This is a genomic window from Streptococcus equi subsp. zooepidemicus (assembly GCF_015689395.1).
Taxonomy (GTDB): Bacteria; Bacillota; Bacilli; order Lactobacillales; family Streptococcaceae; genus Streptococcus; species Streptococcus equi.
Map to the genome: position 1 here is coordinate 769,151 of NZ_CP065054.1, position 24,475 is coordinate 793,625.

The following is a 24,475-nucleotide window of genomic DNA, read 5'->3' on the forward strand; positions in this document are numbered from 1 at the left end:
TTATGGATGGGAAGCTGAAAAAAGATTTTAGAGAAAGGCATAAGGCAAGTCTTGAAAGGGAGATGTTAAAAGATGAAACAAGCTCTATACCTGAAGAAAGTAAGCTAAAGCACAGCGATGATTACAGAGGGAAAATCGTCCATGATAAAGAAAGATTTCAGGATAAAGTACATGAAAAGATAAGTAAGGTAAGCTCTGATAATGAGAAAATAGAGGGGACTTCCAAAAGAAATGCAAAGTATAGAGCTTCTGATAAGGGAAGTGTAAATGAAGCAGGAAAGGCTGACTATGATACTGAGGTAAAGAACGGAAAAATCTATGATTCTTTAGGACAAGACCTTGATAATGATGGAATCATAGACAGATACGATAATGATTTTAGGGACAGCGACTACTTTGAGTCGACCTATGATGTAGATGACAATCTTCATAAAAAAGATGAGTTTATTGGAAGTTCCTCTAAAAATCATAAGGCTCAAAAGAGTATGTATAAGAGGAAAAACTATTCCGAAAGCCTCTATACAAGGAAAAAAGATGATGTGCCAAAGGAAAATAAATCTGAGGGCAACAAGGCAGGGAAGGATGCTGTAAGTGAAAAAGAAAATATTAGCCTATCGAAAGATCAAAAGAAAAAGCTGAAGAAAGATATGGTAAAAGTATCTGCCCTGTCAGGACTTGCTAAAGGAAGTGAAACCGTAAGAGATTATTTATCTCATGGAAGCGATGAAAATAAAGGCGTAGAAGCAGGAGAAAAGACGGCGGACGCAAGTTCCAAGCTCATTCATGGTATTAAGAGATACTCAGATAAGAAAAGAGCTAAAAAAGGATATGACCTTACAAATAAGGACTATAAAATCAGAAAGCGTAAATCAAAGTTAGAGTTTCGTGATGCCAAAGAGGAACTGAAAAAGACAGATGAGTATAAAAGAGCAAGTGTCTATAAAAGATTTCAAAAGAAAAATCAGGTAAAGGCAGCGATTTCTCGTGAGAATAAGTCAAGACTTAGAGATCGAATCAAAGAAGGTCTAATTGGAACGCTTAAAGGCTCAAAGGATATGATTATCCGAAAAGCAAAAGGACTTATGCTTATCTTCATAGGTATCATTATCTTGGGAACTTTTGTGATTAACTTTGCAGGAACAAGCATGACAGGCTTTATGAACTCAACAAGCTCTGTCCTTACAACAAGCTATTTATCAAAGCCAAATGTCCTAAGTGAAATCAATCAGAAGTTTTCTGCTATGGAGAGTGAGCTTCAAAGTGAGGTTGATCATGTAGAAGAAAATTATCCCGGATATGATGAATACATCTTAAATAACACAGAGTACATCGGTCATAATGTCCATGAGCTTTTATCCTACATTACATCAAGATGCGGAGAGGTAAAGAATGTATCGGAAGTAGAATCCATATTAAAAGAATTGTTTGAGTCCATGTATGACCTTGAATACAGGGAAGAAATTGAAATCAGATACAGGACAGTTACAGAAACCTATACCGATGAAGATGGCAATGAATATACCGAAAGCCACGAGGAACCCTATGAGTACAAAAAACTCATTGTAACGCTTCATAAAAAAGAGATGGATAGCATTATCCGACAGGTCTTTGCAAACTATCCAGATAATCTAAAGCATTATGAAGCCTTATTCCTTGCACAAGGAAATATGGGAGAAGCCTTTGGAAATACCGACCTTATTAGCTCTAATGGCGGTGTAGGTGGTGGGAAAGAGTATGAGGCATCTTCGGAAGTACAAAAGAAGATTGTTAATGCTGCATATATCACTCCATCTCCGGGTGCAGGCTGGTGTGCCATGTGGGTATCGCAAGTTTACCAAAATGCGGGACTTGGATATATCGGAGGAAATGCTAATGATATGTATCGAAACTATACCTTTACATCCGATAGGTCAAAGCTCAAGGTAGGAATGCTTGTAGCGGTAGAAAGCAGCAGTAGCGGAAGCACAGCAGGACTTACCTATGGTCATGTCGGAATCTATATCGGAGACGGCAAGGTTATTGATAATATCGGTTATATAAGAGTAACTACTTTAGATGATTGGATTGCGACTTTTTGTAAACACCATCCGGTAGGCTTTGGTTTTCCACCAAATGTAAACAGATAAGGAGGGAACAATGTGAAAAAAGAACTGACAGCAGTAAAAAATAGAATAAAAAAGTTAAAGGATAAAAAGGCTCTGATTGATGAAGAATTGGAGCCTTTATTTATTCGTGAAGAAGAACTTGAAAATGAAGAAATCATTGCCATTTGCAGAAAGAACAACATCACAATCAGTGATTTGATGGCAAAGGTAAACAGAGAAAAAGCAGAACTGAAAAAGGAGAGGACAAATGAAAACCAGTTTGAAAAAGAATAATAAATTTTGGACAGCAGCACTTGCAGTAATTGTAAGTATTAGCTGCATTTTAGGACTTTGGACGGTTGTTTACGCCAAGGAGAAAAGCTCTGACGCTCCTACAAAAAACGAAGCTGTCCAAACGGAAGTTGAAGTAAATGTAAAGTATATCTTTGAAGATGAAAAGGTATTTAAGGAAGAAAAGATTAAGGCAGAGAAAGGACAGCTTCTTGATAGTGGCGATCTTCCAATGCTCCCTGATGATATGAAATTTATTGATGAATTCCTGTTTTATGAAGTAAAGGGAGATGGAAATGATGAAATTATCCGTAAGGTAGCAAAGACTGAGGTTAAGGATAAGGAAACGCAAACGGAAGAAGAAAAACCAAAGCAGGACGAAAGCACGCAAACAGAAGCTACAAAAACGGAGGATAAAGGCACACAGACAGAGCTTTCTAAAGACGATATTTCTAAGATGGAAAAAGAGGCTAAAGAGCTTCAGGAAAAATTTGATAAGTTAAATAGTGAGCTTAAAGACAAGGATAAGTTGAGTAATAAGCAGAAAGAAAAAATCAAAGACCTTGAAGATGAGATTGAAAGTCTGAAAGAAAAAATGAAGAAAGATAAGGGAAACAAAGACTTATCAGAAGATATGAAAAAGGAAATAGATAAGCTATCTGAAAAGGTTAAAGAGCTTGAGAAAAAGGCTGTGGAAACAAATAAAGCTCCTGTAACACCGCAGTCAATTACACCGATTAGTCCTATTTCTGGTATTAAGACAAGCTCAGGTATTTCTTCTCAAACACCACAAACTTCTATAAGTAGTTCCGGTAAAGGCTCATCTGATACAGTAAGCTCCGGCAATACTACAAAAGATACAGGTAAAACAGAAGTAAAGGAGAAAGAAAAGGAAGTTCGTTATCCCAATAAGCTGACAGCAAAAGCACCTGCTAATAATAGTGGTCAGGATTCATCTATGGACTCTGCAAGCACTAATGTAAATACCAATAAGGGAGTGGCTTCAGCTCCATCAAAGGCAAGAGCATCCGTTACAGAAAATAAGGATAATGCAAACAAGGACTATCCAATTCATCATGGAGATAGCAGTGATAACAAAGAAACGGATCAGTATTCAGCAGATGCAAGGCAGTTTATTACCTTTCAAACAAAAAACGGTAAGACTTTTCATCTTATCATCAATCATGATGAGGGTAGTGAGAATGTAATGCTTCTTACAGAAGTATCTGAAGATGATTTACTGAATATGGTAGAGAAAAAAGAAGCACCAAAGCAGGAAGTAGTAAAAGAAGAACCTGTCAAAGAAGAAGTAAAGCCTGAGAAAAAAGAGGAAAAGAGCAGTTTAGGGACATACATTATTCTGCTTCTTGTAGTAGGTGGTGCGTTAGGAGCAGGCTACTACTTTAAGGTTGTAAAAAAGAAAGAAGATAAGGAGCTTGAAGCCTTAGAGGAGGAAGATGATGATTTCTTTTCTGAAGCAGAAAGTGAAGAAGAAACAAATGATGCAGATGAAGTAGAAGATGAGGAATAAACGCACCTAAAAACATATGATTTTGGGTGCAAAGTTGGGGCGGGAGAGTAATATCTTTCGCCCTATTTTGATTTATAACAGGAGGAAAATACGGATGAAGTTAGTCATTGCAGAAAAACCAAGTGTTGCAATCTCCATTGCAAAGGTTATTGGAGCAAATAAAAAGAAAGACGGATATTATGAGGGAAACGGATATAGGGTAAGCTGGTGCGTTGGTCATTTAATTCAAATGGCAAATCCCGATTCTTATGATGAAAAGTATGCTAAATGGAATATGGCGGACTTGCCGATTATTCCAAGAGAATATATGTATGAAGTTGCAAAGTCAACCAAGAAGCAGTTTAACACTCTTAAAAAGCTGATGAATGATAAAGAGATTGATATGGTTATCAATGCCTGCGACGCAGGGCGTGAGGGAGAAGCTATCTTTAGGCTTGTATATAACGAAGCGAAATGCAAAAAGAAAATGAAACGCCTATGGATTTCATCTATGGAAGATAGTGCGATTAAAGAGGGATTTGATAATCTAAAAGATGGAAAGGACTATGATAATCTCTTTGAATCAGCACAGGCAAGAGCAGTAGCAGACTGGCTTGTCGGTATGAACATCAGTAGGCTCTATTCTTGCCTATATAAGCAAAATTACTCTGTTGGCAGAGTTCAGACACCGACTCTTGCCATGATTGTAAAAAGAGATGATGAAATAAATAATTTCAAGAAAGAAAAATACTACACCGTAGAACTTTCTATGAACGGCTTTACACTATCGACAGACAGAATTGATGATGAAATAACCGCAGAACAGCTAATCAATTTAGTTGGCGATAATATTGAAATAACTGATGTCATTCAAAAAGAGAAAATCACAAAACCTGAGCTTCCATTTGACCTTACAACACTTCAAAGAGAATGCAATAAATATTTTGGATATTCAGCAAAGCAGACACTTGATTATGCTCAAAGCCTTTATGAGAAAAAGCTCATCACCTATCCAAGAACGGATAGCAGGTGTTTAACAGAGGATATGATTGTAAGTACGGTCAATAACATTTTGGGTAAAAATGACTTTGATACAGAGCGTATTAAGGTAGTATTTGATTCTAAAAAGGTTACAGATCATCACGCTATTATTCCGACAGTAAGCTCGCTAAGTGAGGATTTATCAAATATTCCTGAGAGTGAAGTAAAGGTATATAGGCTTATTTCTAATAAGCTCCATGCAAGTGTAGGCTATCCACTCATTGAAAATACAACAAAGATAGTAGCTTCATTTGACGGTTTTGAATTTACAAGTTCAGGTAAGGTAATTAAGGATGAAGGCTTTAGCAAATACCTTAAAGAATACAAATCAAAAAAGAGTGAAGATGCTGTGCTGCCTGATGTAAGTGTTGGTGATGTTTTAAGCATTGAAAATAAAGAGATAAAAGAAAAATTTACCCAACCTCCGAAACACTTTACTGAAGATACGCTTCTAAAGTCTATGGAGATTGCAGGAAATGACGCACTTGAAAAAGGTGTAGAAGTGGAAAGAAAAGGGCTTGGAACACCTGCAACAAGGGCAGGTATTATTGAAAATCTAATCTATAAAGGCTTTGTAGAAAGAGATAAGAAAAATCTTGTAGCCACGCATAAGGGGATCGGTCTTGTAACAATAGTATCTGATACCTTTAAGTCAGCAGAAACTACTTCAAAGTGGGAAATGCAGCTTACAGAGATTGCACAGGGGAAAACATCAAAGGAAGAATTTTTAGAAGCGATTGAAAATGAGATAAGAGAGGTTGTTCTGACATATAGTAAGTAAGAGACAACTAATTTCAGAGTGTCAATCGAAAATGACAATGTCTTGAAAAAATCGGTTAGATAAGTGAAAAATCTGTTATAATTGTGGGTGAGAAGAATTCTTCTCACGCTGGAATTCTTCATAAGATTTTCCGATTTTATGAAGGTATTGTTTGAAAGATGCAAGTTTCCACGGATGGGATTGTGGTGGAATATACTTGCGTCTTTCTTTTTTAGTTTTAGGCACCATTTCGAATTCTTTGGAGTGCTTCTCGTGTTTTGGTAACTTTCTAGTGGCATAAATATTGTCTGCGATATTAAGGTAGATGTCTCCATCGAATGCCTCAATCACAAGTGCTTTTGTCTTACGCGTAAAATAGATTTCTTTATCCCCTTCGACGGGCAAGTAGAAGTTGTTTTGATATCGAATATGATGCCCACTATCAATTACTCTTTCAGAGATTCTCGCTAACAGTAGGTTTCGCTGGGCTGGTTTAGGTGCTTTCTCAAAAACAGACTCACTAGCCAGTCCACCAAACTGCTTGTTAAATCGTTTAATCCATCTCTTAAGATAACGATTCGCTTGAGAGATGCTGGTAATTTGATTCCTCTGTAAATCAATTGGTAGACGCGATTGAAGGGTCTGATTAAGACGTTCTACACGCCCTTTAGCTTGAGGGATAGAAGACGTTTCAATGGCAATACCAAGCTGATGGCAAGCATATCCAAACTGTGTAAAGGTATCTTCCTCGATCTTTTTAGACTGACTGGAAGCATAAGTGAATACAGTCCTTTTATCAGTAAGGAATTGGAAAGGGATACCATGTACCTCTAGAATCTGTTCTAAGACATGATAATACCCGTTTAGCGTCTCCTGAGTATCAAAGTAAGCCCCGACAATATCACCGGAGGCATCGTCAATAGCGACATGAAGGTGTGTTTCCTGTTGTCCAAACCAAGGGAATTGACTGGCATCCATTTGAATGAGTTCCCCTTTGAATTTCTTTCTTGCTCGGCTGGGATGAGCTTTGTCAGGTTCTTCAAAGAAGTTGGAAGCAGTTGGGAGTTTGGATCCTCTTTTTTCTGCCTCCCTTTTCTTTTGTTTGGCTTCTTGTTTCAATCGTCTTTTCGTTGCTCGTTGAGTCTTTGGAGATAGAAACCCTGCTTGGTAGAGTAGTTTTCTAACAGTTGTATCTGAATAGGCGATGTTTTCTTCTTCCGCTAGTAGTTCGCAGAAATGAACAACATTTGGTCTTAAATCACCGTAACTTTGATATTTCTCGATAATCCTTCTCTTTGTTTCTAAAGACATGGCATGAGTTGGTCTTTTTGATCTATTACCATGAACGAAAGCTGACTTTCCTTTCTCTTGATAGGCTAGTATCAATCGGTTCACCTGCCTCTTGCTTAACCCTAATTCTACACAAGCTCTATTTTTCTGCTTTTTACCCTCACAAACAGCTTTGATGACTAGGTATTTCTTTGACTCTATCATAGTTAGTTCTATTTTCCTCATCTTTCTAGTTTAACAGACGGGACATTTTCACATTCGACCTAGCTAAGACATTATCACTTTCGAATGATAAGTAAGTAAGAGACAACTAATTTCAGAGTGGAAAAAATGTCCTAAAAGTGTTATAATCTTTTGTAGGAAAAGTAGGGCGAAAGGAAGTAAGTATGAAAGATATATTTATGGATACTGCAAAAGTTATGGCAAAAGGACAGGTTACTATCCCGAAAAGGATAAGAGAACTTTTGAATTTAGAAAATGGAGACTATGTTACTTTTGTAGTCAATAAAGATAGAGTTGAAATTCAAAATTCCAAAGTTTTTATTGAAGAAAACATTGGGAAATAAAGGTGGTGAAAAAGCAGATTATGATAGATGAAATAAAGAAGTTAATTCAAAATGGAGAGAAGATAGATGTCGAGTTTAAAGAATCCAAAAATGCTTTAACCAAAGATGTCTTTGATACAGTATGCTCTTTCAATAATAGAAATGGTGGACATATTTTACTTGGTGTAAATGATAAAAGAGAGATTGTTGGTGTTAGTAAAGAGAAAGTTGATAAAGTGATTAAGGAATTTACTACGGCAATCAATAATCCGCAAAAGATGTATCCACCACTTTATTTACTACCTGAAATCTTTGATATAGACGAGAAAAAAGTAATTTACATCAGAGTTCCGGAAGGCTATCAGGTGTGTAGGCATAATGGAAGAATTTGGGATAGGTCTTATGAGGGAGACATCAATATAACAGACCATTCCGAACTTGTATATAAGCTATACGCAAGAAAGCAAGGAAGCTATTTTGTTAATAAAGTATATCCGAATCTTGATATTGATTTTCTTGATGCTTCTGTCATTGATAAAGCTAAAAAAATGGCTGTTTCCCGAAATAAAAATCATGTTTGGGAGAATATGAGCAATGAAGAACTTCTTAGAAGTGCCAATTTGATACTGACCGATCCGGAAACAAAGCGTGAGGGAATTACATTAGCTGCTATTCTGTTATTTGGAAAAGACAACTCTATTATGTCTGTCCTTCCGCAGCACAAAACAGATGCAATATTCAGAGTTGAAAACAAGGATAGATATGATGATAGAGATGTTGTCATAACAAATCTGATTGATAGTTATGACAGGCTTATTGAGTTTGGGCAAAAGCATTTGAATGATTTATTTGTATTGGACGGAATTGTAAATGTCAATGCAAGAGATAGGATACTTAGAGAGATAGTTTCCAATACATTGGCTCATAGGGATTATTCAAGTGGGTATCCTGCAAAGATGATTATTGATGATGAGAAAATTACTGTTGAAAACAGTAACTTAGCTCATGGTATGGGAGCGTTAGACTTGCAGAAATTTGAGCCATTTCCTAAAAACCCTGCTATATCAAAGATCTTTAGAGAAATAGGTCTTGCAGATGAACTTGGTTCAGGAATGAGAAACACTTACAAGTACACACAGCTTTATTCAGGACAAAATCCGTTGTTTGAGGAGGGAGATATATTCAGAACGATTATTCCTTTGAAGAAGATAGCGACGCAGAAAGTTGGAGGCGACAATGTCGCTCAGGGTGTCGCTCAGGGTGTCGCTCAGGATGTCGCTCAGGGTGTCGCTCAGGATGTCGCTCACGATAAGGTAGTCCTCGTAGAGTTCATCAAAGAAAAAGTAAGAAGCAATGATAGGATTACAAGAAAAGCTATTGCAGATGAAGCTGGGGTTAGCGTAAAGACTATTGAAAGGGCTATAAAAGAAATAGATAACCTGAAGTATGTAGGTAGTGGAAATAATGGTCATTGGGAACTTAATGAGTAAAATTAAGTTGCAGAGCCATGATTTTTAGTAGGTAATTAATGTCTAAAAGTACCATGCAATAAGGCTTTGTAGTAGAAAAATTAAGTTGCAGCAAGTTGCAATACACAGAATCAAAAGGTGATTAGAGTAAAATTTAACCGCCTTTTTTATTTGAAAAAAAGAAGGAGGTAAAAATGCGAATAAATGATTTTCATAACATTTTGGAGCTTGTAAAACAAGATATTTTGCAAAGTGAAGCAGAATACCTGAAGCTCTTAAAGGTTGTCGGAAATAATCAAAGATACGATTTTAGAAGTCAGTTAAGTATCTATGATAAAAATCCTGAAGCGACAGCCTGCGCCAAGTTCGACTATTGGAGGGAACGCTTTAATCGTACCGTTATGAGAGGACAGAAAGGTATCCCTATTTTAGAGGACTATGGCACATACAAGAAAGTGGACTATATCTTTGATATAGGTCAGACAGTTTCAAGAAACAGAGATGTCAACGAAGTAAATCTTTGGAAGTTTGACAAAGAAGCTCATAGGGATGTCTTAAAGAAAATGATAAAAAGTGAGGGATATGAAGAGAGTGAAAGTATCTTAGAAAATATCTTTTCTTTAAGCAGGCTTTATGATGATGAAAAGATAGACAGCCTTATGAATGAACTTAGAATAGCAGATGAAGATAGAATATCTTTTACAAAGTTTGTGAGAGATTCAGTGAGCTATGCCATAGCTTCAAGGTTTCAGCTTGATTATCCTATGGATAGTGAACTTTTAAGAGAAAGTTTTGTAATGCTTGATAGTATATCTCTTATGAGTCTTGGTGAAACTGTATCGGATATTAGCGGAAATATCATTGATGCGACCATTCAGAAAAGTAAAGAGCTTGACAAAGAAGTTTTAAGAAGAAAAGAAGCAGGATATAATAAGATTAGAGAAGAAATTGAGGAGGTAGAAGAAAATGTACTTCGACGAGATGATCAGAAAAGAAATGAAAACGAGCGAGTTCTCCGAAATGGAGAGTACGGACGAGATAATAGAGAAAATCAGGGAGAATACGCTAAACAGCTTAGAGGAACAGACGGACTTCATGAAAGAATTTCCGAATCCGATATACGCAGTGATGAGGCTGGATTTCCTTTCACAGAGCGAGGAGCAGAGCCACTTCGAGATGTTAGTGGATCTATACAAGGAGAAGAAGCTGACAAATTATCTGATGGATATTCAGAAACAAGCGATAGAGTTTATGAGAGCAGAGAAGCCGAAGCTGATGGCAGCTTGGAAGATAGAGGGCGAGAACAATCCGCAATATGGGGCGATGATTTCAGCACTAAAAGAGATGACCATCAAGGAAGTAGTGGAAATCTAAAAGAAAATACTGAGGTAGAGATAAGAGAAGCTGATAAGGCTTCTTTTTCTTTACCTGAAAATTCTTATGGACAGATGAGGCTTACTGTTCCTCTTAATCAGAAAGACATAGATACTATCCTTATTAACGGAGGAAACCATGATGGCGGCAGACTTCCTATCATTGCTGAGTTTTCTAAAGGAAAGAGAAATGAAGAATTGGGAAAATACCTCAAAGATACCTTTAGAGGAGGAAATGGATTTTACATTGATGAAAGAGAGGTATCTTCCTGGTATTCGGATAAAGGTATTCATTTAGCTTATGGGACTTCGGCAAGAGAAGATGATGCACAAATTTTAAGTTGGAATGAAGCAGCAAGTAGAATAAATGAGCTTCTTAATAGTGGAGGCTTTGCCACAAATATAGAAATTTCTGAAGCACTTGATTATGAAAGAGATAGAATTTCAGAATCCCTATGGTATCTAACTCATGATTTAAGTGAGGCAGGAGAAGAGCAAGGGTATTTTAGCTTTTTTGAAAGAGGTGGTGGATTTCCGGAAGAAACGAAAAGATTGTCTGAGGCATTAAAAAATCCTGAGTATCTGAAAGAAACGATCAAAGAATACAGCAGATTTTTAGCAGGATATAAAGAAAATAGAGATGTACTAAGATTTCACTACCGCAAGGTAGATAGCCTTTATCAGAGATTACAGGAACTTGAGCTGCCACGAAAGGAATATAGTACCAATCTGACAGAGCTTCCTAAAGTAAACTCTTTTATTACAGAAGATGAAGTCAAAGCTACTATTTCAAGAGGAAGCGGAATAGATAAGGGAAAAGAGCGAATTACAAAATTTTTCAAAGAAAACCATACACTTCAAGAAAAGGCTAACTTCTTAAAAGATGAGTATGGCATTGGGGGAAGCTCTCATGCTGTTTCAGGGGAAATGGGAAGTGATGAATGGCACGATGCTAAGGGACTTAAATTACAAAAGAAAGATTGCAGTGATGTATTTCTTACTTGGTCAAGTGTGGCAAAGCATATTGATGAGCTGCTTTCTAAAAATCTGTATGAAGAAAAGAAAATAGAGAGCAAGACAGAGATAGAAGAATCAAAAGCACCACAATATTATTCTAAAGATGATCCTGAAAACTTAATGACCGATGAAATGCTTAAAAGAGTTCCCGAGCTTTATGCACAGGAAGATGTTGCTTTAGCTGATAAACAGGTTCATGCTGCATATATCATTCCGTTTAGAAGTAATTGGACTTGGTATATGACAGAATACGATAGGGAAAGTGGTGATGCCTTTGGACTTGTACTTGGGATTGAACCTGAATGGGGATATTTCAATCTTGAAGAATTGAAAGAATTAAATGCCCAAAGGCTTATTTTAGAAGATTTTCCAAAGACCTTTAGCGAACTCAAAGATACGGAACTTGTCAAGCAGATGGATGAGCAGGAGCTTCAATCAGTCTTTAACGGAGAGCTTAGTTTTGAAGAAGAAACAGAGCTTGAAGCACCTGAAGAAGTAGAAGAAAGAGTAGCTGTAACACCTGTTCAGGGAACACTATTTGATTACCTCAAAGAAAGAGAAGAAGTAGAGCTTAATGAAGAAAAGGAAAGTCTTTCAGATGAATTTGAAGTTAAAGCAGGTGATACCGTCTATTTTAATCATGAAGAATACACTGTAAGGGAGATTGCTAAAAACCAAATCACAGGAAGAAATGATTTATGGCTTGATCCGATAAGAAGTGGAAACCATCAAATCCCAATTGTAGCATTTGATGATAATGAGGATTTATTAAAGCAGGTAAGTCTTGAAAGACCTATCTTTATTGTTGGTGATGAAGTCAGATACAAGGATAAAGACTATACCATAACACGCTTTGATGATATGGGAAATAATCTAAAGACAGTAACGGTTAAGGACAATACCGAATATCTTGGCGGTATGATAACAGGCTCCGATGTAATTTCTTACCGTCTTGAAAGTGATCTTAATAGGATATTTGAAAATCTAACCTATACGAAACCTGAAAAGACTATTGAGGGAGTGGAAGTAAAGAAAACGGAAGCACATAACTTCAAAATTACAGAAGAAACACTTCCTGAAAAGTTATCTCCAAGCGAAAGACTGAATAACAACCTTGAAGCAATCTCTATGCTTAATCGTGTAGAGAGCGGACAAAGAGAGCTTGACAGTACAGCTCAGGAAGTTTTAGCAAAATATGTAGGCTGGGGCGGACTTGCTGATGTGTTTGATGAAAGTAAAGAGGGACAATGGGAAGTTGCAAGAAGTTTCTTAAAGGAAAATCTATCACCATCTGAATATGAGGCTGCAAGGGAGTCAACCTTAACAGCCTTTTACACACCGAAAACCGTTATTGACGGAGTGTATAGGACGCTTTCCGATATGGGATTTAAGAGCGGTAATATCTTAGAGCCAAGTATGGGAGTTGGAAACTTTATCGGTAATCTTCCCGATGAAATGAGTAAATCAAAGTTTTATGGAGTTGAACTTGACTCAGTAAGCGGTCGTATTGGAAAGCTCTTATATCCTGAAAGTGAAGTGCAGATTAAGGGATTTGAAGAAACTACCTTTTCAAATAACTTCTTTGATGCAGTTATCGGCAATGTTCCCTTTGGAGAATATAAGGTAAATGACAGGGAGTATAACAAAAATAATTTCCTTATCCATGATTATTTCTTTGCGAAATCCATTGATAAAGTCAGAAATGGCGGCATCATCGCCTTTATTACATCTTCAGGAACAATGGATAAAAAGGACGAAAGTGTCAGACGTTACATTGCAGCAAGAGCAGAGTTCTTAGGAGCTATCAGACTTCCAAATGATACCTTTAAGGGAGTTGCCGGAACGGAAGTAACATCAGATATTATTTTCCTAAAGAAAAGAGATAGTATCAGGGAAAGGGATGAGGACTGGATATATCTATCTGAAGATGAAAAGGGACTTGTATATAACAAATACTTTGTGGATCATCCTGAGATGGTGCTTGGAAGTATGGAGGAAGTACCAGGAAGATTTGGAAATACGATAGCTTGCCTTCCAAAAGAAAATGCTGACTTAAAGGAATTACTTACAAAAGCAAGCGAAGAAATCTCTAAAGAGGCAAAGTATGAAGAAATAGAGCTACTTGATGATGAAATCAGCACAATACCTGCAACGGATGATGTCAAAAATTTTTCATATACCATTATTGATGATGAGGTGTATTACAGAGAAAACTCACTTTTCGTAAAGAAAGAAGTAACGGAGAAAAATAAGGAAAAGATTAAGGATTATCTTGAGTTAAATGATGTTCTAAAAGATGTAATTTACAAGCAAAAGGAAGATTTTTCCGATGATGAAGTAAAGAACGCTCAGGAGAAGTTAAATGAAGTTTATGACAGTTTTTCTAAAAAGCATGGCTATGTCAATAACCTTTCTAATACCAGAGCCTTAAAAGAAGATAGTAACTTCCCACTTGTTTCCTCCATAGAAATCCTTGATGAAGAAGAAAATTTTAAGGCAAAGGGCGATATTTTCAGTAAGAGAACTATTACAAAGGCAAAGACCATCGACCATGTAGATACTTCCCTTGAAGCTCTTGTGTTATCTATTTCTGAAAAAGGTTATGTGGACTTTGAGTATATGGGAAGTCTTACAGGAAAAGACAGACCGACTCTGATAGAAGAATTAAGGGGAGAAATCTACCTAAACATTAGAGAAGAACAAAACTTTTACAGACCGTTATCTTTTAACCCTGAAGATGGGGATTTACCTTTTGCCTGTGCAAATGGCAGTAATTCATATAAATATGGCTATGTAACAAAAGACGAGTACCTATCAGGAAATATCAGAGATAAGATTGCGATTGTTGACAGTTATCTATCAAAACTTAGACAAACGGAAAGAGAACTACCTCATCTTGGATATGCGGAAGATGGCAAAGAAAAAGAACTGATAAACTATGAAATGAACCGATTGGAATACCAAAAGGCGGAGCTTACCAAAGTTTTACCAAAGGAGCTTGAAGCAAGTGAAATCAATGTAAGACTTGGTGCAACTTGGATACCGATAAAAGATATTGAAAAGTTTACCTTTGAAACACTGAAAACTCCGGGCTGGGCAAGATGGGATATTAAGGTTAAGTTTTCAAATCTCACAAGCGAATGGAATATTGAAGGGAAAAGCAAAGACAGAGGAAATGACCTTGCAGAGATGACCTACGGTACAAGTAGAGTAAGTGCCTATAAGCTGATTGAAGATGCCTTAAATCTTAAAGAAACAAAGGTATTTGACCAGATTATAAATCCTGACGGCTCGAAAACTTCTGTACTAAATAAAAAGGAAACTCTCCTTGCAGGACAAAAGCAGGAGCTTCTAAAAGAAGAATTTAAGAACTGGATATTTAATGATCAGGAAAGAAGAAACAGGCTTGTAAAGCTATATAATGAGCGTTTTAACTCCATCAGAAATCGTGAATATGACGGCAGTAACCTTTCCTTTGAGGGAATGAATACTAAAATAGAGCTTAGACCTCATCAGAGAAACGCTATTGCAAGAAGTTTGTATGGTGGAAATACCTTGCTTGCCCATGTGGTTGGTAGTGGAAAGACCTTTGAAATGGTAGCTTCTGCAATGGAATCTAAAAGGCTTGGAATGTGTAGTAAATCACTCTTTGTTGTGCCGAACCATCTGACAGGACAAATCGGCAGAGAATTTATGCAGCTCTATCCATCGGCAAATATTATGGTGGCAGATAAAAAAGACTTTGAGCCGAAGAACAGAAAGAGATTTATCGGAAGAATTGCAACAGGAGAGTACGATGCGGTAGTAATCGGGCATACGCAGTTTGAAAAAATTCCGATGAGTAAGGAATATCAGAAGAAGCATATTCAGGATCAGATTGATGAAATCATCAATTATGTTGAGGAATATAAGCATGACAGAAATCAGAACTTTACAGTAAAACAGCTTGAAAAGACAAAGAAAAAGTTGGAAACAAGGCTTGAGAAATTAAATGACGATTTTAAGAAAGACGATGTCATTACCTTTGAGGAATTAGGCGTTGATAAGCTATTTATCGACGAAGCACACAATTACAAAAATCTCTATCTCTACACAAAAATGAGAAATGTAGCAGGTATTGGTCAAAGCGAAGCCTTTAAGTCATCCGATATGTTTATGAAGTGCAGATATATGGATGAAATGACAGGTGGAAAAGGCATTGTTTTTGCCACAGGAACGCCAGTAAGTAATTCCATGACAGAGCTTTATACCATGCAGCGTTATCTTCAGTATGAAAGCCTTAAAAAGAATAATTTAGAGCATTTTGATTCTTGGGCATCTACATTTGGTGAAACACAGTCTGCCTTTGAATTATCTCCGGAGGGAACAGGGTACAGAGTTAAAACAAGATTTTCAAAGTTCTATAACCTACCTGAGTTAATGTCTATGTTTAAGGAAGTTGCAGATATTCAGACAGCGGATATGCTAAATCTTCCAACACCTGAAGCACACTATGAGGTTATTAAGACTTTGCCAAGTGAGGAGCAAAAGGAAATCCTAAAGAGCTTATCCGAAAGAGCTGATGATGTCAGAAACAGAGTGGTAGAACCTGATGAAGATAATATGCTGAAAATAACCAATGACGGCAAAAAACTTGCCTTAGATCAGCGTTTAATCAATCCTTTGCTACCCGATAATCCTGACAGTAAGGTCAATGTCTGCGTGAAAAATGTGTTTGCCATTTGGGATAAGACTAAAGAGAACAAGTCTACACAGTTACTTTTCTCTGATATGTCCACACCGAAAGGCGATGGAGAATTTAATATCTATGATGATATTAGAGATAAACTTGTTGCAATGGGAATACCGAAAGAAGAAATTGCCTTTATTCATGAAGCTAATTCAGATAAACAAAAAGATGAACTCTTTGCAAAGGTAAGAAAAGGAGATGTGAGGATATTACTCGGCTCTACTCAGAAGATGGGAGCAGGCACGAATGTCCAAAACAAGTTGATTGCACTCCATGACCTCGATGTCCCTTGGCGTCCTGCTGATCTTGAGCAGAGAGCCGGAAGAATCGTAAGACAGGGAAATGAAAATAAGGAAGTAAACATCTATCGCTATGTAACGGAAAATACCTTTGATGCGTATTTGTGGCAGACCATTGAGAATAAGCAGAAATTCATTTCACAGATTATGACAAGTAAAACGCCTGTCAGAGTTGCGGAAGATGTGGACGAAAGCTCCCTTAACTATGCGGAGATTAAAGCACTGGCGACAGGCGATCCAAAGATTAAAGAAAAAATGGACTTGGATAATGAAGTTACGAAACTTAAAATGCTGGAAGCAAACTTCAAGTCCAACCGTTACAGATTAGAGGATAAGGTGGCTAAAAATTATCCTGAAGAAATCGCAAGGATGGAAAAGTTAATTGAGGCTGTAAAGAAAGATATAGCAAATGTAGAGCCTAAAGCAGAGGGAGAGGAAAAGTTTACTTCGATTGCCATTTTTGGAGAGAAAATTACTGATAAGAAATTAGCCGGCGAAAGACTGCTCGAAGCTATCAAGACCGTAAAAATCAATGAAAGTAAGGTTATCGGTAGGTATAGAAATATGGATTTGGAAGTAAGCTATAACTTCTTTACCAATGCTCATAACTTTAGTTTAAATGGTGCTGCAAAGCATTCAGGAGAGCTTGGAACAAGTGCAGACGGTAATATCACAAGACTTGATAATGCCCTTGAGAAAATGCCTGAAAAATTGAAAAGACTGGAGGAGAAGCTCACAAGCACAAAAGAACAGCTTGAAAATGCCAAAGAAGAACTCAAAAAGCCTTTTGAAAAGGCTGATGAACTAAAGAATAAGGTGTTAAGGCTTGCAGAACTCAATAAGCTGCTTGATATGGGAGATGTGGAAGAAAAGAGAAATGACAATCCTCTTGTGGAAGATGTTAAAAGAGCCATCATTGATTTCTGTAACAGAGAGTATGAAGAAAATTATAGCTATGAGGAATTTAATACCTTGTATCCTGATTTGAAGCATATAGGCATCGCTTATACCGATACACCTGATGAAAGGCATGGAATACAATTTGAGTTAAACCTTGAGGATTATACAGCTACTCAATATGTAAATGACGTTATAGTAAGTCATTATGATTATGTCAAAGAAAATGGCAGCATTGAAAAAGCTCTTGATGTTATGAAATTTGAAATGGAAAACGGAGAATTCAGCACTTTCGTTGCAGTTGATGAAGATGAATTAAGAAAAGCTACTGGAATGGAGATTGATGATGAAGGTAACTTTTATGATCCACTTGCAAAAGATTTAGATAATGATGGAATTGCTGACCGTTATGATAATGACTTTAAGGACAGTGATTATTTCGAGTCAACTTATGATGTCGAGGATAATCTTCATAGTAAAGGAGAAACTACACAAAAATCAGAGGACAAGCCGTCTATTTTAGGTCAGATAAGAGCCTATCAAAATGAAAGCAAAACAGAAGAAAAACAAACAACAAAAGAACATGAATATGTACGATAAGGAGCGAAAAGCTCCCTTATGCCATGAAAGGAGATAAAAACATGGATTACAAAACGATGAGAGATAGAATCGAAGATATGGTAAATGATAACCATAAGGAATTTGTTAAGGCAATTATCAGTATGGAAAAGGGTATTAACGATGAAAGTGCATTAGACAAACTATACGATGCCTATGTGGACAATGACACCGTCAATTTACTGCATGAGGAATTTGACTATATGATTGAAGATTTAAGAGAACAGGGACAGATAAAAGACCTGCCATATGTTCAGGAGGAGAAAGACAATCTTATAAATATCGTTGGAAATATTGTGGGTAAGGTTGATGTAGTTGAAAGGGAAAATAAGAACGGAGAAGCCTTTAAGGTGGCAAATTTCTCCGTTGTATCTAAAGATGATGAGGGTAATAAGGTGTATCATAATTGCTCCGCTTATGGAGAAAAGAGTGATATTCCAAAGGACTTTAAGCAGGGAGATTTTGTGAAGCTCTTTGGACAAATCAAAACTTCCATTGATGATAATGGCAAGGAACATAGCAATGTAAGGATACTTTCTTCAAAGCTCTTAAAGGCAAAGGAACAAATGAAAGGACAGGAGGAAAAGAAAGAATCTGTACTTGGAGCTATCAAAAAATATCAGGCTGAAGATAAAGAAAAGCCAAAAGAAAAGAAAGAAGCATCAAAAGAAGTTGAAAGATAAATATATGGTCGGTGTGGTCTTAGGACTGCACCGGCTTTTTTTATGCAAACAGAGAAGATAATTGACTTAATGAAAAAATACAGACTAACGAAGAACAAGATATACTCCAAAAGCTTAACGGCATTCTAAAAAAGGATGAATAGAAATATATTTGTAAACAAGATGTTTTTTACTAAAAATAGTAAGAAGACATTTATAAGAAATGAATCATTACAGAGGAATAGTACTGTAGGCACAGTGTTTTTTATGAAGTAAACTTTATCTAAGTACTTGCAAATATGAATAATTACTTGTAAAAAATAAGTGTTAACTATATACTAGCTGTGTACAGTAATACATTTCAGGTACAAAAATAGACATTTCAAGCACACATACTCATTGAAACTTTTAAATTTGCTATAGTATCGACATACAAATACTTATTATCAATTTACTATAGAATAAAATTAGGAGGTTTTATGAGATTTAAGAAATGTCATTATCGGTCGCAAGTAGACATGAAAGATTGTGGTGTGGCTACTCTCGCAATGATACTTGAATATTATGGTTCGTATTATTCTTTGGCAACATTAAGAGAAATGGCAAAAACAACACAAGACGGAACTACTGCTCTAGGACTTGTTAAAGTAGCGGAAGCCTTACACTTTAATACACAAGCTATTCAAGCAGACATGTCACTATTTGACATAGAAAATCTATCATTTCCTTTTATTGCACATGTAATAAAGAATGAAACACTTTTACATTATTATACGGTAATAGGTTGTGATAAAAAGAATATTCATATTGCTGATCCAGATTCTTCTGTAGGAATAACGAAAATGTCTCGTAAACAGTTTGAGAAAGAATGGACAGGCGTTACATTATTTTTTATACCGTCTAATTGTTATAAGCTATATAAGGAAAAGAAAGTTAGCTTATGGTCTTTTGTACCTGTTTTGAAGAAACAAAAACTACTGATTAGTCAGATTATTGGGGCTACTTTATTTATAACTTTTATCAATATTAGTGGTTCTTATTACTTACAAGCTATTATTGATAATTATATCCCAAATCAAATGTTTCATGTATTAGGAATTATTTCTATAGGATTGATCATTGGTTATATGATACAACAATTAGTGTCATATGTTCAGTCACAATTGTTAATGATATTAGGACAACGTCTATCTATTGAGATTATTTTGTCTTATATCAAGCATGTTTTACATTTACCACTCTCTTTTTTCTCAACCCGAAGAACTGGAGAAATTGTTTCTAGATTTACAGATGCAAATGCAATCATAGAGGCTTTAGCGAGTACAGTATTATCTGTCTTTTTAGATGTTTCTGTTGCTATAATCGTAGCAGTTATTTTATGTTTACAACATCCTCTATTATTTTTGATTAGTATTCTATCACTGCCGATTTATACTTTAATTGTCTTCCTATTCATGAAGCCATTTGAAAGAATGAATCAAGAGGTCATGGAAACTAATGCAAAATTATCGTCTTCTATTATTGAAGATATAAATGGAATAGAAACTCTTAAAGCATTATCAAGTGAAGATACAAGCTATCAAAAAATAGATAAAGAATTTACCGTACATTTAAAGAAATCATTCACTTACTATCGAAGTGAAAACATACAGAAAGCAATAAAAACTTTACTGCATTTATTATTGAATGTATTTATTTTATGGACAGGATCAAAACTTGTTATGAGTAATCAAATGACTTTAGGACAATTGATTACATTCAATACCATGTTAGTATATTTTACAAATCCCTTAGAGAATATTGTGAATTTACAAACAAAACTACAAAAAGCACATGTGGCAAATGCACGATTAAATGAAGTTTATCAAATTAAATCAGAGTTTTTATCTCAACAGCCGATGATTGATTTTAAAGAGTGGAAAGAGACAATTACATTTACAGAGGTTAGTTTTCGATATGGATATGGTGCAGAGGTTTTAAGTAAAATTGATTTTACGATTCAAAAAGGAAGTAAAGTAGCTTTTGTTGGTATATCGGGGTCTGGTAAAACAACTTTGGCAAAGCTATTAGTAAATTTTTATGAACCTACTCATGGAGAAATAACATTAGATCATATAAACTTAAAGAAAATAGATAAGAAAAGCTTACGACATTTGATTACTTATCTTCCTCAACAGCCGTATATATTTAATGGAACAATTTTAGAAAATTTACTATTAGGTGCACCAAAAGATACAACGCAAAAGGATATTATAGAAGTATTAAATTTTGTTGAATTGAATACAGATATCTTTCGATTGCCTATGCAATTACAGACAGAATTAACCTCTGACGGTACAGAATTATCTGGTGGACAAAAACAAAGAATTGCTTTAGCCAGAGCATTGCTTACAAAATCACCTATATTAATTTTAGATGAAGCAACAAGTAGTTTAGATGTATTAACAGAGAAAAAAATAATTAACAATCTATTAGCATTAGATAAAACCATTTTATTCATTGCTCACCGTTTAACAATTGCGGAACGAGCAGATCGTGTCATTGTGTTAGAGAAAGGACAGCTCATTGAAGATGGTACACATGAAACACTGCTAAAAAAAGGCGGTTTCTATACCCATTTAATGAATGGTTAAAATTTTAAAAAATTTAAGAAGGAGAGTATTTATGTTGAAAGAAAATAAAAAAATAAAAAATATAGAAAACTATAAAAAGTTGTCAAACCAAAATTTACAGAGTATTACAGGAGGAGCAAAACGTTCAGAAAGTATTATTGTATCCATCTGTAATTGGTTAGGTTTTTGTAATAATAAGGATATGAGAAAATAATGTTCATTGATTTATTGGGATTGATTTTTTCGATTATGGGTTTGCTTCTTCCTAGAATCGTTTTAGGAAGTCGAATTGACGGAATATTTCTTCAAAAGAGAAATTGGCTATATTTATTTTTATGGCATTTGATTGTTACAAGAATCAACATGGCGTTTAGTGGAATTGGAATAATTATTTTTTATTACATGATTTTCATTATTCGCCTAAAAAAAGATAAGAAAATAGCCTTGTTTTACTCTCTATATTTATTCTTAGCTTATGAATCCATTCGGTTCTTTTTTGCGAGTGTATTTTATCGTGTAATTTCAACAAGAGAGATGCCGATCTTTTTTTCAGAAGGATTAGATTTACTATTAACAGTATTCTGCTTATTGATCGCTACATTAATCTTTAAATATATAAGACTAGATAAAGAAGTATTAGAATCTAAGCGTTTTTCAGTCTCCATTAATTATACTTTATGGATATTTTTCGTTTTAAGTGTTTTGAGGATTACATCTTCGGTATTAACGAAAATCAAAAATCCATTTATTTATGAATTTGATACAACGGTATCTTTGTTTATTTTTATTAGTTATCTATTAACTATTTTATATCTTCATGAAAAACAACTAAGCTATTTCCATCGAGAAAATATTAAGAAAAAAGAACAAGAGAATCGAGATTTAAACGAATTGATTATAGAGTTAGGTTCACTCTATGAAGAAATACGAGGATTTAGGCATGATTTTGGTGGTATTATCGCCTGCTTAGAACCAGCGATAGAAAAACAAAATATTAATGAAATTAAGCATATCTATCAGCATGTGTGCCTTAAAATGAATCAACGTTTGATAAAGGCAGAGTATACAGCTTTTAATTTAAAGCAAATAGAAGATATTGCCTTTAGAAATGTATTGACACAAAAAATGCTTCAAGCAAAAGCTCAAAAAATTCCTTTTTATTTGGAAGTATCGAACAATATTCCTATTGTAGAAGTGCCTATGTTGGATACAGTTCGTTTATTAAGTATTTTATTGGATAATGCATTAGAAGGAACAGAAAAAGCACTGTATCCACAAATTACAGTCGCGATTATTCATGATACTACTACAACTTCTGTTTTGATTCAGAATACAAGAGAATCTGTTGTGATCGATAAGCGAAAAATTTGGGAAAAAGGATATTCTACAAAGGGAAAAAATAGAGGAATTGGATTATCTTCTTTGTTAGATATGATTTACAAATTGGGAAATGTAGATATTGAAACGATTGTTGAAGAAGAATCTTTTACTCAAAAATTAATTTTTAGAAAGCGAGGTACTTATTAATGATCAATATTGCGATAGTAGAAGATAATCTTCATCATCTTATGCGATTAGAAACCATATTGTATGATCTTTCAAAAGAAATGCATATAAAAATAAATATAGTCAGTTCAGCAAGTATAGAAGAATATCAATCACAATTATCTGAAAAAACGATATATGATTTGTATTTTCTTGACTTAGAAATTGATAATAATAAAAACAAGGGATTTGACTTAGCTAAACATATCAGAAGCTATAATCCCTATGGAACAATTGTGTTTATTACAACATTGTCTGAGGCAATGCCTTTAGTTTTTAGAAATCATGTATCCGCTTTAGATTTTATAACAAAAGATAATAGTGAATCTATTTTTAGAGAACGTGTCAAAGAGTGTCTAAAGTACGTATTGTCTAAAAATCAAATACAAAAAGCAGAAGAAATTTTAAGTTATTCATATCAAGGAAGAACGGGTATTCATATCCCCTTTTCGGATATTTTATTCATTCAAACAGCCCCTACTTCCCATAAATTAATCCTTTTTGGCGTTAATTTTAGAAAAGAGTTTTATGGAACTATAGCAGATATTTTAAAGTTAGATACAACTCACTGCTTTCAACAAGTAGATCGTTCAACAATTATAAATATTGAAAATGTAATTGAAGTAAATTCACGTGAACGAGAGGCATTATTCTATGAAGGAACAAGCTGTTCTATTTCCAGATTAAGAATCAAAGCACTAATAGAAAAACTAAAAGAAAAAGAGGGCTAATGCATGTGTTAGTCTTCTTTTTATATACAATGATAAAAAGAAGACATTTCAGGCACAAAAATCATACATTTTAGGCACACATGCTCTATAACGTTTATAAAATGCTAGACTATAAACAAGAAATGATTGAAGGGGAGGATAAAAGATGATTTGTTTTTCAGTACCGCCTTAAATAATATCTATGCCAATAATCTGATTTATTTTTGTATTTGAAAAGAATAGAGAAGTTAGGAGCAACTGCATAAATAAAAAACAAACAAGATTTGAAAAAAAGTATATGTAATTTAGCAGATATACTATTGTAAAACAAAATTTATTTTATAGAATTGGAGTGATTTTTGATGAAAAAAATTTTTAAAACATTAATACTTGCTTGTAGTATTTTAACTATATCTACTAGCCTTCTTCCATCTACAAAAGTGTTTGCAAGTGAATCTATCAATACTGAAATTTCAAATATTTCTGAAACAAATATCTCATCTCAAGAAGTAGATCAAGTAGCTCAAGCTTTAGAATTGATGTTTGATAATAATGTATCAACATCTAATTTTAAAAAATATGTTAATAATAATTTTTCTGATTCTGAAATTGCTATTGCTGAATTAGAATTAGAATCTAGGATAAGTAATTCTCCTTCGGAATTTCGAGTTGCATGGAATGAAATGGGAGGGTGTATTGCTGGGAAAATAAGAGATGAATTTTTTGCTATGATTAGTGTAGGAACAATTGTAAAATATGCACAAAAGAAAGCCTGGAAAGAGTTAGCTTTAGTTGTATTGAAATTCGTTAAAGCTAATGGACTAAAAACAAATGCAATAATTGTAGCTGGTCAATTAGCTTTATGGGCTGTTCAATGCGGATTAGAGTAATGATGGAAAGAAAAAAATTATTTTTTGACTGTATAATATCAACTATAATTAGTTTTATAATGGTTTTCTTTCTTTTAGAAAAATTTGATTTATGGAAAAGCATAATATTTTCTATTGTATTTGTTTTTGTTGC

Annotated in this window: 14 protein-coding genes; 13 read left to right on the forward strand and 1 reads right to left on the reverse strand. The window is 34.9% G+C overall.

Annotated elements, in window-relative coordinates:
* The first annotated feature begins 2 nt into the window (after positions 1 to 2).
* From I2432_RS03700 to I2432_RS03715, 4 genes are all read left to right on the forward strand, one after another.
* A complete protein-coding gene (locus I2432_RS03700) occupies positions 3 to 2,126 on the forward strand; it encodes a CHAP domain-containing protein (RefSeq protein WP_165622921.1) in 2,124 nt (707 codons plus the stop codon).
* A gap of 12 nt (positions 2,127 to 2,138) precedes the next feature.
* Entirely contained in the window at positions 2,139 to 2,378 is a 240-nt protein-coding gene (locus I2432_RS03705) for a hypothetical protein (RefSeq protein WP_000711921.1), read from the forward strand.
* Entirely contained in the window at positions 2,353 to 3,906 is a 1,554-nt protein-coding gene (locus tag I2432_RS03710) for a CD1107 family mobile element protein (protein WP_111690007.1), read from the forward strand. The genes I2432_RS03705 and I2432_RS03710 overlap by 26 nt, the downstream gene beginning before the upstream one ends.
* Positions 3,907 to 4,000: 94 nt before the next feature.
* A complete protein-coding gene (locus I2432_RS03715; RefSeq protein WP_111690008.1) occupies positions 4,001 to 5,707 on the forward strand; it encodes a DNA topoisomerase 3 in 1,707 nt (568 codons plus the stop codon).
* Positions 5,708 to 5,782: 75 nt separating this feature from the next.
* Here I2432_RS03715 and I2432_RS03720 read toward each other — a convergent pair whose 3' ends face one another.
* Positions 5,783 to 7,180, reverse strand: coding sequence for an ISNCY-like element ISSeq2 family transposase (locus tag I2432_RS03720; RefSeq protein WP_115250549.1), 1,398 nt, complete (start codon positions 7,178 to 7,180; stop codon positions 5,783 to 5,785).
* A gap of 182 nt (positions 7,181 to 7,362) precedes the next feature.
* On the opposite strand from I2432_RS03720, the gene I2432_RS03725 reads away from it, so the two are divergent.
* From I2432_RS03725 to I2432_RS03765, 9 genes are all read left to right on the forward strand, one after another.
* Positions 7,363 to 7,542 carry an AbrB/MazE/SpoVT family DNA-binding domain-containing protein gene (locus I2432_RS03725; protein WP_009643971.1) on the forward strand — a complete coding sequence of 60 codons (180 nt, stop codon included), beginning with the start codon at positions 7,363 to 7,365 and terminating at the stop codon, positions 7,540 to 7,542.
* 17 nt (positions 7,543 to 7,559) lie between these two features.
* Positions 7,560 to 9,011, forward strand: a complete 1,452-nt coding sequence (locus I2432_RS03730) for a DUF8451 domain-containing protein (RefSeq protein WP_206159073.1) — start codon at positions 7,560 to 7,562, stop codon at positions 9,009 to 9,011.
* Between the two features lie 173 nt (positions 9,012 to 9,184).
* Positions 9,185 to 17,905 carry a helicase-like domain-containing protein gene (locus I2432_RS03735; RefSeq protein WP_206158989.1) on the forward strand — a complete coding sequence of 2,907 codons (8,721 nt, stop codon included), beginning with the start codon at positions 9,185 to 9,187 and terminating at the stop codon, positions 17,903 to 17,905.
* Between the two features lie 41 nt (positions 17,906 to 17,946).
* Positions 17,947 to 18,606 carry a DNA-binding protein gene (locus I2432_RS03740; RefSeq protein ID WP_206158990.1) on the forward strand — a complete coding sequence of 220 codons (660 nt, stop codon included), beginning with the start codon at positions 17,947 to 17,949 and terminating at the stop codon, positions 18,604 to 18,606.
* A 458-nt stretch (positions 18,607 to 19,064) separates the two neighbouring features.
* A complete protein-coding gene (locus I2432_RS03745; protein ID WP_111690012.1) occupies positions 19,065 to 21,218 on the forward strand; it encodes a peptide cleavage/export ABC transporter in 2,154 nt (717 codons plus the stop codon).
* Between the two features lie 31 nt (positions 21,219 to 21,249).
* Positions 21,250 to 21,411: a bacteriocin gene (locus I2432_RS03750; protein ID WP_172454088.1), complete on the forward strand. Its 162-nt coding sequence runs from the start codon at positions 21,250 to 21,252 to the stop codon at positions 21,409 to 21,411.
* Positions 21,411 to 22,724: a GHKL domain-containing protein gene (locus tag I2432_RS03755; RefSeq protein WP_111690014.1), complete on the forward strand. Its 1,314-nt coding sequence runs from the start codon at positions 21,411 to 21,413 to the stop codon at positions 22,722 to 22,724. The genes I2432_RS03750 and I2432_RS03755 overlap by 1 nt, the downstream gene beginning before the upstream one ends.
* Positions 22,724 to 23,473, forward strand: a complete 750-nt coding sequence (locus I2432_RS03760; RefSeq protein ID WP_231146896.1) for a response regulator transcription factor — start codon at positions 22,724 to 22,726, stop codon at positions 23,471 to 23,473. The genes I2432_RS03755 and I2432_RS03760 overlap by 1 nt, the downstream gene beginning before the upstream one ends.
* 341 nt (positions 23,474 to 23,814) lie before the next feature.
* Entirely contained in the window at positions 23,815 to 24,342 is a 528-nt protein-coding gene (locus I2432_RS03765; RefSeq protein ID WP_206158991.1) for an EntV family bacteriocin, read from the forward strand.
* Positions 24,343 to 24,475: the final 133 nt, after the last annotated feature.

Coding starts and splice junctions, on each gene's coding strand:
- I2432_RS03765 (WP_206158991.1), top strand. CDS start 23,815: ATGAAAAAAATTTTTAAAACATTAATACTTGCTTGTAGTATTTTAACT.
- I2432_RS03700 (WP_165622921.1), top strand. CDS start 3: ATGGATGGGAAGCTGAAAAAAGATTTTAGAGAAAGGCATAAGGCAAGT.
- I2432_RS03735 (WP_206158989.1), top strand. CDS start 9,185: ATGCGAATAAATGATTTTCATAACATTTTGGAGCTTGTAAAACAAGAT.
- I2432_RS03710 (WP_111690007.1), top strand. CDS start 2,353: ATGAAAACCAGTTTGAAAAAGAATAATAAATTTTGGACAGCAGCACTT.
- I2432_RS03720 (WP_115250549.1), bottom strand. CDS start 7,180: ATGATAGAGTCAAAGAAATACCTAGTCATCAAAGCTGTTTGTGAGGGT.
- I2432_RS03745 (WP_111690012.1), top strand. CDS start 19,065: ATGAGATTTAAGAAATGTCATTATCGGTCGCAAGTAGACATGAAAGAT.
- I2432_RS03755 (WP_111690014.1), top strand. CDS start 21,411: ATGTTCATTGATTTATTGGGATTGATTTTTTCGATTATGGGTTTGCTT.
- I2432_RS03715 (WP_111690008.1), top strand. CDS start 4,001: ATGAAGTTAGTCATTGCAGAAAAACCAAGTGTTGCAATCTCCATTGCA.
- I2432_RS03740 (WP_206158990.1), top strand. CDS start 17,947: ATGGATTACAAAACGATGAGAGATAGAATCGAAGATATGGTAAATGAT.
- I2432_RS03760 (WP_231146896.1), top strand. CDS start 22,724: ATGATCAATATTGCGATAGTAGAAGATAATCTTCATCATCTTATGCGA.
- I2432_RS03750 (WP_172454088.1), top strand. CDS start 21,250: ATGTTGAAAGAAAATAAAAAAATAAAAAATATAGAAAACTATAAAAAG.
- I2432_RS03725 (WP_009643971.1), top strand. CDS start 7,363: ATGAAAGATATATTTATGGATACTGCAAAAGTTATGGCAAAAGGACAG.